General features: G+C 57.4%; 13 protein-coding genes and 1 pseudogene. 9 read left to right on the top strand and 5 right to left on the bottom strand.

The features are described 5' to 3' along the window. Positions 1-63: 63 nt before the first annotated feature. A complete protein-coding gene (locus GGQ73_RS14375) occupies positions 64-933 on the top strand; it encodes an SDR family oxidoreductase (RefSeq protein WP_183896889.1) in 870 nt (289 codons plus the stop codon). 90 nt (positions 934-1,023) lie between these two features. Next, positions 1,024-2,091, top strand: a complete 1,068-nt coding sequence (locus tag GGQ73_RS14370) for an alkene reductase (RefSeq protein ID WP_183896888.1) — start codon at positions 1,024-1,026, stop codon at positions 2,089-2,091. An 85-nt stretch (positions 2,092-2,176) separates the two neighbouring features. Here the strand turns inward: GGQ73_RS14370 and GGQ73_RS14365 are convergent, their stop codons facing one another. Continuing rightward, entirely contained in the window at positions 2,177-3,073 is an 897-nt protein-coding gene (locus GGQ73_RS14365) for an AraC family transcriptional regulator (protein WP_183896887.1), read from the bottom strand. Here GGQ73_RS14365 and GGQ73_RS14360 point away from each other — a divergent pair. Beyond that, positions 3,072-3,479: a DUF2000 family protein gene (locus GGQ73_RS14360; RefSeq protein WP_183896886.1), complete on the top strand. Its 408-nt coding sequence runs from the start codon at positions 3,072-3,074 to the stop codon at positions 3,477-3,479. The two genes, GGQ73_RS14365 and GGQ73_RS14360, sit on opposite strands and share 2 nt — an antisense overlap. Positions 3,480-3,598: 119 nt before the next feature. Here GGQ73_RS14360 and GGQ73_RS14355 read toward each other — a convergent pair whose 3' ends face one another. Genes GGQ73_RS14355 through GGQ73_RS14345 form a run of 3 tightly spaced genes read right to left on the bottom strand, consistent with a single transcriptional unit; the run spans position 3,599 to position 5,173 of the window. Then, the gene (locus GGQ73_RS14355) at positions 3,599-4,024 is read right to left on the bottom strand and encodes a DUF1810 domain-containing protein (RefSeq protein WP_183896885.1); all 426 of its coding nucleotides are present in this window, start codon (positions 4,022-4,024) and stop codon (positions 3,599-3,601) included. Positions 4,025-4,079: 55 nt separating this feature from the next. Then, a complete protein-coding gene (locus GGQ73_RS14350; RefSeq protein WP_210290131.1) occupies positions 4,080-4,400 on the bottom strand; it encodes a hypothetical protein in 321 nt (106 codons plus the stop codon). Beyond that, positions 4,397-5,173, bottom strand: coding sequence for an exonuclease domain-containing protein (locus GGQ73_RS14345; RefSeq protein WP_210290130.1), 777 nt, complete (start codon positions 5,171-5,173; stop codon positions 4,397-4,399). The genes GGQ73_RS14350 and GGQ73_RS14345 overlap by 4 nt, the downstream gene beginning before the upstream one ends. A gap of 329 nt (positions 5,174-5,502) precedes the next feature. Here GGQ73_RS14345 and GGQ73_RS14340 point away from each other — a divergent pair, with 329 nt between their 5' ends. Genes GGQ73_RS14340 through GGQ73_RS14330 form a run of 3 tightly spaced genes read left to right on the top strand, consistent with a single transcriptional unit; the run spans position 5,503 to position 10,947 of the window. Further along, the gene (locus GGQ73_RS14340) at positions 5,503-6,255 is read left to right on the top strand and encodes an ImuA family protein (RefSeq protein WP_183896884.1); all 753 of its coding nucleotides are present in this window, start codon (positions 5,503-5,505) and stop codon (positions 6,253-6,255) included. Continuing rightward, positions 6,176-7,687, top strand: a complete 1,512-nt coding sequence (locus GGQ73_RS14335; protein WP_183896883.1) for a Y-family DNA polymerase — start codon at positions 6,176-6,178, stop codon at positions 7,685-7,687. Before GGQ73_RS14340 ends, GGQ73_RS14335 begins: the two co-directional genes overlap by 80 nt. Beyond that, positions 7,684-10,947 carry an error-prone DNA polymerase gene (locus GGQ73_RS14330; RefSeq protein WP_183896882.1) on the top strand — a complete coding sequence of 1,088 codons (3,264 nt, stop codon included), beginning with the start codon at positions 7,684-7,686 and terminating at the stop codon, positions 10,945-10,947. The genes GGQ73_RS14335 and GGQ73_RS14330 overlap by 4 nt, the downstream gene beginning before the upstream one ends. A gap of 14 nt (positions 10,948-10,961) precedes the next feature. Here the strand turns inward: GGQ73_RS14330 and GGQ73_RS14325 are convergent. Further along, positions 10,962-11,654 (bottom strand): annotated as a pseudogene (locus tag GGQ73_RS14325) (aspartate/glutamate racemase family protein). 166 nt (positions 11,655-11,820) lie between these two features. Here GGQ73_RS14325 and GGQ73_RS14320 point away from each other — a divergent pair. From GGQ73_RS14320 to GGQ73_RS14310, 3 genes are read left to right on the top strand one after another with little or no spacing between them, the layout of a single operon-like run. Further along, positions 11,821-12,195: a VOC family protein gene (locus GGQ73_RS14320; RefSeq protein WP_183896881.1), complete on the top strand. Its 375-nt coding sequence runs from the start codon at positions 11,821-11,823 to the stop codon at positions 12,193-12,195. A 54-nt stretch (positions 12,196-12,249) separates the two neighbouring features. Further along, on the top strand, positions 12,250-12,399 hold the full coding sequence (locus GGQ73_RS14315; protein ID WP_183896880.1) for a DUF2256 domain-containing protein: 150 nt from the start codon (positions 12,250-12,252) through the stop codon (positions 12,397-12,399). Between the two features lie 60 nt (positions 12,400-12,459). Further along, complete coding sequence (locus tag GGQ73_RS14310) at positions 12,460-12,936, top strand: VOC family protein (protein ID WP_183896879.1); 477 nt, start codon at positions 12,460-12,462, stop codon at positions 12,934-12,936. Positions 12,937-13,218: the final 282 nt, after the last annotated feature.

Genomic DNA, 13,218 nt, shown 5'->3' with positions numbered 1-13,218 from the left:
TTTGGATCATCTAACTTTGGAGATGTCAACAGCGCCCTAGCGGCCTCACAAGGAGCTACATTCATGACCATTCTCGTAATAGGTGCCAGCGGCCGTGTTGGCCGCCACGTCGTAAACCAACTCATTGAACGCAACGCCAAGATTCGTGTTCTGACGCGCGACGCCGCGAAGGCAAACTTTCCGGAGGGCGTCGAGATTGCCCAGTGCGAATTGCTCGACCTCGATGCTCTTCGCGAGGCATTCAAAGGTGTCCGCACCTTGTTCCTTCTCAATGCGGTTACGGGCGACGAGTTCACTCAGGCTCTCATCACCCTCAACATTGCCAAAGAGGCGGGTGTCGAACGCGTCGTTTATCTCTCGGTGTTCAACGCCGAAAACTCCGTCAACGTCCCGCATTTTGCTGTGAAGGCGGGTGGCGAACGTATGCTGAGCGAGATGGGATTCAGCGCCACGATCCTGCGCCCGACCTACTTCATCGACAACGAGATAATGATCAAGGATGTCGTTCTCAATCACGGCGTATATCCGATGCCGATCGGCTCCAAGGGCGTTGCAATGGTTGATGCGCGCGATATTGCCGAGGTCGCTGCAATCGAACTGATCCGCCGAGATCAGGCCTCCGAACTCTTGCCAGTCGAAACGATCAATCTTGTCGGTCCCGACACGCTTACGGGACCCAAGGTTGCTGCAATCTGGTCCGAGGTCCTGGGTCGCGATATCGTCTATGGCGGTGATGATCCGAGGGGTTTCGAACAGAACATGGCGAGCTTTATGCCGAAGTGGACCGCTTATGAAATGCGTTTAATGGCAGAACGCTACGTTACCGACGGCATGATCCCGAATGAAGGCGATGTCGAACGGCTTGTGGCGATGCTGAAGCGCCCGCTGCACAGCTACCGTGAGTTTGCGGAGAGTCTTGCTTCGGCCAGCTAACAAGACCGACGGACAGCCAAGCCAAATTACTGAACCGCAACTGGCGAGGAGGCTCGCCAGCTACCCCTACACCTTTCACCGGAGAATCTGATGACCGATATCTGGAGCCCATTCACACTTGGCGGGATTACCCTGCCGCATCGTCTGGCCATGGCACCGATGACCCGCAGCCGCGCCAAGCTTGACGGAACACCCGGAGACCTCGCGCCGGAATATTACGCACAGCGAGCATCGCTCGGGCTACTGATTAGCGAAGGAACCCAGCCGTCTGACGATGGCCAAGGATACCTGGCGACCCCTGGTATTTACACTGACGAGCACGTCGCTGGCTGGCGCAAGGTCACTGACGCCGTCCATGCGGCAAATGGGCGCCTATTCATACAGCTCATGCATGTCGGCAGACGGTCTCACCCTGATAACACGCCGCATCATCGCCAGCCCGTTGCTCCTTCCGCAATCGCGTCCGGAGATTTCATGTTCACGATGGGCGGGATGCAGCCGGTGCCACAACCTCGCGCATTGGAGACGGAGGAAGTCCAGCATACGATTGCGGATTTTGCTTATGCCGCAAAGCGCGCTATCGAAGCCGGTGCAGATGGCGTCGAAATCCACGGTGCGAACGGCTATCTGGTACACCAGTTCCTCGCCCCGGACAGCAACCATCGCACCGATGAGTACGGCGGCACGATGAAAAACCGGGCGCGATTTGCTATCGATGTCGTCCGTGCGGTCGTCGATGCTATCGGTCCGCAGAAAACTGCCATTCGCCTCTCACCGGGTGTTGCGACAGGCGGCATTGCCGAAGGTCAGGACAACGATGAACTGTATCGGTATCTCGCAGTCGAACTTGGCAAGATGGGTTTGGCTTATATACATGTTCTCTACACTCGCACCGATCTGTTGCTGGAAGATATGCGCCGCTCTTTCGGTGGCCCACTGATCCTCAATCGGCCTGGTCGTTCGCGTGAAAAGATAGGTGCCGATGTCGCAGCAGGACTTGCCGATATAGAGGCGTTAGGCGTCATGGCACTCGCCAATCCCGATCTTGTGCGGCGTCTCAAGACGGGTGCTACGCTTAATGACCCAAAACCTGCTTTGTTTTACGCAGGCGGCGGCGCTGAAGGTTACACGGACTATCCCGTAATCGACGCAGCATGATGCACAAGCGGGCGGATCGTATTCGCCCGCGATCGCCTTTACCAAGCTTGGTCGCGTCCGATGGCAATTCAAATACAATCAAAACTCAGCCAGAGCTTGCAGAACGCATTGCCAGCCAGTGCCCTGGCGTCATGCCGAAGGCTTTGCGGAAATGGCGGGTAAAATGTGCCTGGTCGGCAAAGCCCGCATCTGCTGCCGACTGCGCCAGACCTTTGCCAGCCGCGATAGACCGATTCGCCAATTCCAGTCTGCGCATGATGAGGTATCGATGCGGACTGGTACCCAGCATTCTGCGAAACTGTCTGGCCAGTTCGTAACGGTCCAACCCAGACGCAGCTTCCAGTGCTTCTGAGTGAACGACTTCTGTGTGGTGGCTCTCGATGAAGTCGCGGGCCCGGAGGACCGCAGACTTTGCCGACCTTGCGATCGGTCTCGGCGAAGCACCTGCCTGACGAGAGAGCCCCGATGCCAGCCGCATCACAACGTCGTCCATGATCAGGTCGCTTGGCTCTTCGCTCAGATCGAAAAGAATCTCTGCCAGTGCCTGCCAGAGGCCGATGTCGGCAACGACCGGATCGGGAACGAATGGAAGGGCGTGACGGTAACCATTGACTGCGCCAATCAGGTCGGGAGGCAAATAGATCATCCGATAGATCAACCCATCCTCGGTACCTGCAGCGCCATCATGCAGCTCATCGGGATGCAGCACGATCACGTTTCCGGGGCTGCTGAAACGCTCGGTCCCGCGATAGCGGAATGTCTGTACGCCGTGGAGCGTCAGCCCTAACGCGTAGGTGTCGTGACGATGCGGCGAAAATGCGTTGCCATGAAACCGGGCTTCAATCCGCTCAACACCATGAGAGGGCGCAGCGAAACGCATGCCGTCGGCAAATCCGACTTTGCACGAACGTTCAAGACCGCCCGCCTTGCTCGGAGCTAGGTCTTCTTTTCCCTCGATACCCTGAATGGAGTTCAACCGCATGTTCGACACCAAGATCGCAATCGTTATCCGCAATGACCTCGCAACCTGGCAGAAGTTGAACGTCACCGCCTTCCTGACCAGCGGCATCGTTGCCCAGACACCAGCCATCATCGGCGAACCATATCGGGATGCGGTTGGTCATGTCTACAATCCCATGACGATCCAGCCAATCGTGGTCCTCGCCGCGGATCAGGATACGCTGCGCACGATTCATAGCCGGGTTCTCGACCGCGACGTTACAGCCTCGGCTTATATCGAGGAGATGTTTTCAACAGGGCACGACGCTGCCAACAGGGAGGTGTTCGCTCAGTTCAGCCCAGGCAATTCGAAGCTGGTAGGACTGGCACTCAGAGCCGAAAAGAAGGTGGTCGATAAGATCGTAAAGGGAGCAAAAATGCATCCTTGACGTATCGGAATTCAGGTTTGGGCACCGCGACAACCCTGAAATAGCTTTACGCGGAAGCTAATTCACGCGGCCGAATTCCAGTTTAAGTCTGACTTTTGCAAAAGTCGGTAAGCGTTTGATCATCCATCGTTCTTCAACGCTGAAAGCGTGGCTTGATCGCCTTCACCTCCATAAAAAACGTGAAGGGCGGTCTCGAATGACGAACCACTCTGGGCAGCGATGCCAAATAACGTCATGCTGGAATGAAACTTGAGGTCATCAGGAGAGCCAAGAATGTCGTGTGCACTGAGGTGGGGATGGCTGAGCATGGCGTTCGTGCACTCTTCCAAACGGGCTCCCAAAACAGGATGTTTGAGGTAGGCTTCGGCTTCAGAACGTCCAGAGATCGCGTAAAATCGTGCAGTTTCCGATCGACCAAGTCCGTTGATTTGCGGAAAGATGAACCACATCCAGTGAGACCTCTTCTGCCCGTTGCATAACTCCTGCAAGGCTTTTGAGTACGTGTCTTGTTGCGCTTTGATGAAACGCGCCAGATCAAATTCCATGCCTGTGTCCTTCGCTCAGCGGGTCAGAGTTTTGTCTTCCGGATGCCATGACATCTCAGTCCGTTTCCAACTGTTCGAACCAGGCTGCGTAAGGAGTATTCTTGGCAAGGTGCCGGTTGAAATCCGGCGCGCCGTCATCCCACCAGACAGGGCCGCGTTCACCAAGCGCGACCTTGGCCGCATCCACTTTCTTGCGAGCTTCTTTCATCTCTGGCGAGCCTGCCGATGCGTCGCGAACTGCCCGGCGTGCGGCCATCAAAGCCTTGACCAGGGCTGTGCGAGTAAGTTCATCGAGATTAGGATTGCTGCGACGCCACAGCCTGCCTTTCACGACGAAGTATCGACCATCTGGCGTATCCGGATACATGTTGCTCATTCGAACCCAAGCGTCCCTTGCGCCGGTTCCGCATCCTGAGACGGCTTGTCCTCATTTCGACGGGCCAGTTCGATCTGTGCACTGAAGCGGACGTCCACATCCCGATCTGCGATAAACGCGTTGAGAGTTTCGAGGCTGATGCGGTCCCACGGTTTTCCACGATCTGGTCCTGCCGGCACGCGTGGCAGAAGGCCTGGTTCGCTGCTCCATGCCAAGCAATCCACAAGCGAGGTCTGGTTCAACATGTCGCGGAGATGATGAGCCGTAACGTAGGCGTCGGGCATCGCCCGGTGCGCTGGGAGGCCGATTTCATGCACCAGTCCGGTGGGCATTCGTTGATAACGCAGCATCTGATTGGAAAACCGCGGAAGCTCTGGCCAGACGCGCAGCGCGCATTTCCATGTGCAGACCCAGGGAGTTCCGCCTGTAAACCGAGGTGTGCAATATCTTTGCTCGAAAGCGGCTCGATGAGCTGCCAAGGCGTCGATACGGCCGGGTGGACGGAGAACGGTTGATGCTATTTCCTTCCAGAACGGAGCATCCGCGACATGGGCATCCAGGATATGATGGATCGCCATCGTGTCGGGTGAAATCGGACGGCCAGGGTTGACGAACAGCGTCCCGCGCTCGTCAGTGACCTGCCACTTTCCAGCGTGATCGATGACGACATCCTGCCACCCGATCTCGCAAACGTCGTTCGGGCCATTGCCGCCTGTTTCTAGATCGATGACGCGTACCCTGGCTTCGACCACTTCGGTGCTACCTTTCTTCAAGCTTCAGCATTGGTAAGCGCGATCGGCGTAGGATGGTTCCTGAATATGAAGCGTATGATCAGCGGGGCTTGCACGCATCGACAGCCGATGTTGAGGGATTGATCAGGCTCCCCTGAAATTTATTTTGTACGCGTCACCCAGCACCGTTCCAAATCTTACTCACTGATTCAATTTGCGAATCTCTTGAGTTGCTAAAAATAGAGGACTGCATTCCTAATTTAGCGCCTCTTGACTCCTGTTGAGCGCAGGAACAGAACGTGAACTTCAACATTGAAAACGGCATGAAGCCGTTCCCACAAACGACACGAACCGGAAGGATTGCGTGAACGATGGCTGCTGCGCGCGAGCATGTCATAGCGGATCTGCGTGATCGCATCGCCTCGTTGGAAGGCGTCGTGGCCAAGCAAGCGGAATGTCTGCCGTTCGGGGTGAGCGCAATCGACGCGGTGCTGCCGGGAGGCGGTCTTGCCAGAGGTGCTCTTCATGAATTTGCAGGTGGTGGGGCTGGAACCGTCGATGGGGCAGCCGCAGCCCTGTTCGTCGCAGGCGTCGCCGCTCGTACCAAAGGCCAGATCGTCTGGTGCCTGACGCGCCCGGATCTGTTTTTTCCTGCGCTCGCGCAGGCAGGTCTTGACGCAAACCGGGTCATCTTCGTGGAAAGCGATCGCGAGGAGGACGTGCTTGCCTCAATGGAAGAGGCGCTCTCCTTCGGTGGCCTTGGTGCGGTCGTCGGCGAGGTTGTGCGACTGCCGATGCTGGCAAGTCGGCGGCTTCAGCTTGCAGCGGAAAAGAAAGGGAGCCTAGCGCTTGTTGTTCGCAGGTGGCGAAGACAGACGGAAGCCAATGATTTTGGCCAGCCGACGGCGTCGATGACCCGGTGGAGGGTGAGTGCGCTGCCGTCGCAGGAGTTACCAGTGCCGGGTGTTGGGCGGGCGAGATGGTTGCTGGAATTGATGCGGTCGCGCGCAGGCGAGTGTGCCGAGTTTATTGTTGGAGCGTGTGATGACCAGGGTCGTATCGATCTATCTTCCAGATCTGTCGACGGATCGCATTCGTCGCGCCGATCCCGGCATTCCGGCTGAACAGGCCATCGCCGTGATCGGGAAATCCGGCTCGAAACGCTGGGTGTCGGCGGCAGATGCTGCAGCGAAGAAGGCAGGCCTACGTGTCGGCATGCAGGCTGCAAAGGCACAGGCTCTGTTTCAGGGACTGATGATGATCGATGCCGATCCGAAGGCGGACGCCGAAGCGCTGGAGCGCATTACCTTCTGGGCACTGAGCCAATACTCTCCGATCGTCGCAGTCGATGCGCCTGATGGCATCGTCATGGACACAGATGGTGCCGACCATCTCCGGGGCGGAGAGCTTGCCATGTTGACGGGAATTGCCAATCGCTTTCGGGGCAGGGGGCTGACGGCCCGTGTCGCGATCGCCGACACCTGGGGTGCCGCTCATGCCTGCGCACGCGCCATCGCCAGAGAGACGGTGATCGTGCCGCGCGGCGAAACCGTAAAAGCGGTCGAGCGGTTGCCGATTTCTCTGTTGCGTCTGCCTGAAAAGGTGGTGGGCGATCTAAGAACGCTCGGCTTTCGAACCATCGGTGAGCTTTCTGCGACGCCGCGGGCACCGCTAACACTGCGCTTCGGCCCAGAAATCGCACGCCGCCTCGACCAGATCTTCGGCCGCATCGGCGAACCCATAGACCCCATTCGCACGCCCGAACTGATCGAAGTCAGCCGCATTTTCCAGGAGCCGATCGGCGCTGCCGAAACGATCGACAAATATGTCGGTCGCCTGGTCATCGAACTCTGTAACCAACTCCAGAAAAAGGGTCTGGGTGTTCGCCGCGTTGATCTCATCGTCCACAAGGTCGACAACACGACCCAGGCACTGCGGGCAGGAACAGCAAAGGCCGCCCGCGATGTCTCATGGTTGACGAAACTGTTTCGCGACAGGACCGAGAAGATTGATCCGGGTTTCGGGATCGAGAAGCTTACCCTTGCGGCCATCATGGTCGAGCCGCTTGAAGAGACACAGAGGGCGTCTTCGCTTGTCGAAGACGAGATCGCGGACATCACCCCGCTCATCGACATTTTCGGCAACCGTGGACAGCGTGTCTACCGCCTCGCACCCGTTGCCTCCGATGTTCCCGAGCGCAGCGTTCAGCGGATTGCACCCATTGCAGATGACATTGTCGTCTCCTGGTCGCATCACTGGCCGCGTCCGGTACGACTGCTCGCTCATCCCGAACTGGTCGAGGTCATCGCTTTGATGCCCGATCATCCTCCCGTTTCCGTCACATGGCGTGGCAAACGCCGCAAGGTGAAACGCGCCGATGGTCCCGAACGAATATTCGGCGAGTGGTGGCAGCGAACATCCGAGTGGGCCGCAGTCCGGGACTATTTCATCATCGAGGACGAAGCGGGCGAACGCCTTTGGGTTTTCCGGGCTGGCGACGGCGTAGATAGCGAAACCGGGTCGCACAAATGGTTCGTACAGGGGATATTCGCATGAGATATGCCGAGCTTCAGGTGACCACCCATTTTTCGTTTCTGCGCGGTGCCAGCAGCGCGACCGAACTGTTCGAGACGGCGAAAAGCCTCGGCATCGACGCCATCGGTGTCGTGGATCGCAATTCGTTGGCTGGCATTATCCGGGCACTGGAAGCATCTCGCGCCACCGGCCTGCGGCTTGTCGTCGGCTGCCGGCTTGACCTACAGGATGGCATGTCGATCCTGGTCTATCCGACGGACCGGGCCGCCTATTCGCGTCTGACCCGGCTGATCACGCTTGGCAAGGGGCGAGGCGGCAAGAACAACTGTGTCCTTCATTGGGACGATGTGAGAACCTACGCCGATGGCATGATCGGCATCCTCATTCCCGATCTCGCCGACGATACATGTGCCTTGCAGCTCAGGAAGATCGCGGAGGTGTTTGGAAATCGCGCCTATGTTTCCCTTTGCCTGCGCCGCAGACCAAACGATCAGCTTCGGCTCCACGATCTTTCCAATATGGCCACGCGCCACAAGGTCAAAACCGTCGTCACCAACGACGTCCTGTTTCACGAGCCGGGACGACGGCAGCTTCAGGACATCGTCACCTGCATTCGCACCAAATCAACCATCGACGACGTCGGTTTCGAACGTGAACGTCATGCTGATCGATATCTCAAGCCGCCAGAGGAAATGGAACGCCTGTTTCCGCGCTATCCCGAAGCATTGCGGCGGACGATGGAGATTGTCGATCAGTGCAAGTTTTCACTTGAGGAATTGACCTATCAGTATCCCGAGGAGGCGATCGTTCCGGGTAAAGACGCGCAACAGTCTCTCGAACATTATGTCTGGGAATGCGTGCCGGACCGATACCCGGAGGGTATGCCACCAGACGTTCTGGCGACGGTTCGGCACGAACTCAATCTTATCAAGGCGATGAAATATGCGCCGTATTTTCTGACGGTGTTTTCGATCGTTCAGTTCGCGCGCGCGCAAGGAATTCTCTGTCAGGGGCGCGGATCGGCTGCCAATTCTGCCGTCTGTTATATTCTCGGCGTCACCAGCATCGACCCTTCCACAAATGACCTTTTGTTCGAACGCTTCATCAGCCAAGAGCGCGACGAACCGCCGGATATCGATGTTGATTTCGAGCATGAGCGACGCGAAGAGGTCATTCAGTGGATTTACAAGACCTACACCCGCGAGAAGGCGGCACTGTGTGCGACCGTCAGCCGTTACCGTGCCAAGGGTGCCATTCGCGATGTCGGCAAGGTGCTTGGCCTGCCTGAGGATGTGATTAAGGCATTGTCGTCGGGCATGTGGTCCTGGTCGGAAGAGGTCAGTGATCGCAATGTGAGGGAATTGAACCTCAATCCCGATGACCGCAGGCTGAAGCTGACGCTGCAACTCGCACAGCAACTGATGGGCGCACCACGTCATCTCGGACAACACCCCGGCGGGTTCGTGCTCACCCACGACCGCCTCGATGACCTCGTTCCCATCGAGCCTGCCACGATGGAAGACCGGCAGATCATCGAATGGGACAAGGATGATGTGGAAGCCCTCAAATTCATGAAGGTCGATGTTTTGGCACTGGGCATGCTCACCTGCATGTCCAAAGCATTCGACCTGATCCGCAAGCATAAGGACGACGATCTGGATCTCGCAAAGATCACCCAAGAGGATCCGGCGACCTATGCAATGATCCGCAAAGCCGACACCCTCGGCACGTTCCAGATCGAATCCAGAGCCCAGATGGCGATGTTGCCACGTCTGAAGCCGCGGACATTTTATGATCTGGTCGTTCAGGTGGCGATCGTGCGTCCCGGTCCTATTCAGGGGGATATGGTGCATCCCTATCTGCGCCGCCGGGAAGGCAAGGAAAAGGTGGACTATCCAACGCCGGAACTGGAAGCCGTGCTGGGCAAAACACTGGGCGTGCCGCTGTTTCAGGAAAGCGCCATGCGCGTCGCCATGGTCTGCGCTGGGTTCACGGGAGGTGAGGCCGATCAGTTGCGCAAGTCAATGGCGACCTTCAAATTTACGGGCGGCGTCAGCAGGTTCAAGGAGAAGCTGGTCTCCGGAATGGTGCGAAACGGCTATACCGCCGAATTTGCCGAGAAGACATTTTCGCAGCTCGAAGGTTTTGGGTCCTACGGTTTCCCGGAATCCCACGCTGCCTCTTTTGCGCTGATCGCCTATGCCTCGAATTACATCAAGTGCCATTTCCCGGATGTGTTCTGTGCTGCATTGCTGAATTCCCAGCCTATGGGTTTCTATGCCCCTGCGCAGATTGTTGGCGATGCCCGTGCGCACGGCGTCGAGATCCGGCCTGTCTGTATCAATCGATCCAGGTGGGACTGCACGCTGGAGCCGATCGGAAATACCGACCGTCATGCCGTGCGCCTTGGGATGCGGATGGTGAAGGGCTTGGCAGCGTCGGATGCGGCTCGAATCGTTGCCGCGCGCATGAACGATGGGTTCAGTTCCGTCGATGATATGTGGCGACGATCCGGTGTTCCGGCAGCATCTCTCGTAGAACTCGCAGAGGCCGACGCCTTCCGGCCATCGCTTCAGCTCGAACGCCGCGATGCGCTCTGGGCGATCAAGGCGCTGCGTGACGAGCCTTTGCCGCTGTTTGCGGCTGCCGCAGACCGCGAGCAGAAATCGATCGCTGAGCAGGCGGAGCCTGAAGTCGAGCTCCGGCAGATGACCGAGGGGCATAATGTGGTTGCGGACTACGGACACGTCGGCCTGACACTGCGCGAACATCCCATGGCATTCCTGCGGGAGAGCTTGACCAAGCGCAGCATGATTACGTGCGAAGACGCAATGTCTGCCCGCGACGGCAGATGGGTCTACACCGCAGGTCTTGTCCTGGTTCGACAAAAGCCGGGAAGCGCGAAAGGCGTGATGTTTATCACGATAGAAGACGAAACCGGTCCCGCGAACGTGGTCGTCTGGCCGAGTTTATTCGAGAGGCGGCGCCGCGTTGTGCTTGGATCGAGCATGATGGCCATCAACGGACGAATTCAGCGGGAAGGGGAGGTCGTGCATCTGGTCGCCCAGCAGCTATTCGACCTTTCTGGGGATCTCTCCGGTCTGGCTGACATGGATGTCGTGTTCAAAGCACCATCCGGACGCGGCGACGAGTTCGCTCACGGCTCAGTAGGTGGTGGAGATTCTCGAGATAGACAGAAACCGGTGCCTGAGGCGCGGGACATCTTCATCAGGGATCTGCACATTGATACGTTGAAAGTTAAGGCGCGAAATTTTCATTGAGTTACAGGATAAAGCTAATCGTCCAATGCCATTGCGAGCGCTGCATCACAATGAATTAGCGTCGTATCGAATACGGGTACGGCGACGAGCTCTTGATTGAGCAACATCCCGACCTCAGTACAGCCGAGGATCAAGCAGTCAGCTCCGCGCTCGACGAGACGCGCAGCAATATCGCGATAGGCTGTCCCGCTGTCCGCTGTGATGACATCGCGGCAGAGCTCTTCGTAGATGATCCGATGGGTCTCGGCTCGGTCCGGCGCATCCGGGAGGATATAAGAAAGACCCGCAGCTTTCAGCCGGTCCACGTAGAAGGACTGCTCCATCGTGAATGCAGTAGCCATGAGACCAGGCGTTCGCAAATCCTGCTGCTTGATGCGCGCCGCAGTGGCGTCTGCAATATGCAGCAAGGGTATAGAGACGCCCTGCATCATTGCATCAGCAAGCTTGTGCATCGTGTTTGTCGCAAGGATGATGAAATCTGCACCGCCACGCTCCAAGGCTTTCGCCTCCCGGTTCAGAATGTCGCCCGCGTCTTCCCATCTTCCCGATGCCTGGAGGCTCTCTATCGTCGCGAAATCAAGCGAACGGATGAGCAATTCCGGCGAATGAAGCCCTCCGAGACGCTATCGCGTCATCCGGCAGAGTTCGCGATAATAGATTTGCGTGGAAGCGGCGGACATGCCGCCGAGTATCCCGATCGTCTTCATGCTGATCCTATTACACACAATGTTGCCAACTGATTCTGTCAGGTCTGTACCACGAACTCTCGTGTAGTCGATTTGGGTTCTTCCGGCATCAGGGCTCCGAGACTTGAGATCCCTTTGTGTTAAATTTCGGCCATATTTGGAAGCAACCGCTGACAGGAGACGACCGATGTTTACTCACGTAATGATTGGCAGCAATGATCTGGAGAGATCGAAAGCTTTCTACGACGCCACCTTCGCTGCCCTCGGCGGCGAGCCCGGTGAAATCGACGCCAGAGGGAGGCTTATCTACAAACATGGCGGAAGCCGCCTTATGGTAACAACGCCGATTGATGGGAAACCAGCGACGGTCGCCAACGGTGGGACGATCGGTCTTGTCGCTCGAAGCCCGGAGCATGTGAAAGCATGGCACGACGCCGGGACAAGCCACGGAGGAAACTCGATCGAGACACCGCCGTCAGAACGCCCGAATGGCTCATTTGTCGCCTATCTCCGCGACCCGGATGGAAACAAGCTGACCGCGCGCACGCTACCGTCGGCTTGAGTTGGCCACGCACGGCAAGGTCTCGTTATCGATGGAGACTGTCTGGAGTAACGGATGCCGAAGCGTCGTGAGAAGTCAGACCTGCCCACTAAGTTCTGTCCGGTCTGCAACAGGCCATTCTCATGGAGAAAGAAGTGGAAGAAGACTTGGGACAACGTGAAGTTTTGCTCCCAACGATGTCGAGAGACGAAAGAAAGATTCTAAGGCTATCGAGCCGTGGTTAGCTCGGTCAAAGAATTAACTGGTAGATATGAGAGGATTAAAATGACCGAACATGCAGGCGTGATAGCTGTGGACCACACGGGGTTCTCAGTCGCCTCGCTGGAGGATGCGATCCAGTTCTGGACTGAGGCGATGGGTTTCGACCTTGTTCGCCGAGGAGAGATGGGTGGAGAGTTTCTACGGGAGGCCACGGGGGTTGACGATCCGCGCTGCCGAATGGCGCTGGTGGCATCTCCAAATGGCTACCCTATCGAGCTTCTCGAATATTCGACAGGCCGTACGCTGGGGGAGACACCTCAGAGCGCGGGTGCGATCGGCGCCGCGCATATCGCCTTCACGGTTACGGATATCCGCAGGGCGATCGCGCGGGTTGAGAGGGCGGGGTGGGCCGTGAAGGGTTCGCCGCAGCCGATACCGGCCGGACCCCGATGCGGAACAATGGTCGCGTACATCTCTGGCCCGGATGGTATCACAATTGAGCTGATGCAGCCGCCTGTTCAACATTCCCGCGTCGTGTAACGCCCCTTAGGTTCGGAAAGATGAATCTTGTGTAGGTCTTGGTACATGGACCAAACGACCAAAGGTCGTCTCGAAGATGCGAGGTTAATGGCCGGATTGCGCCGATACTGTTGAAATACTCCCCTGAGCATCGGTAAGGCGCGGCTTGCCCGACCGTCAGGCATAGTTTTCTGTCGGTACGGGAGAGAGGAAACCACTTTGCGTCTGACGTGCTGGGAGCGTGGAATGCGCGATATTATTTCAATGAGCCCGAATGAAAAGCGGCCTGCTGGAGTTTTTCAA

Origin of the sequence: Rhizobium skierniewicense, from assembly GCF_014196515.1 — a bacterium.
GTDB lineage: Bacteria > Pseudomonadota > Alphaproteobacteria > Rhizobiales > Rhizobiaceae > Agrobacterium > Agrobacterium skierniewicense.
Note: the sequence above shows the minus strand (reverse complement) of the source record. Positions and strands in the feature narration are given on the sequence as shown.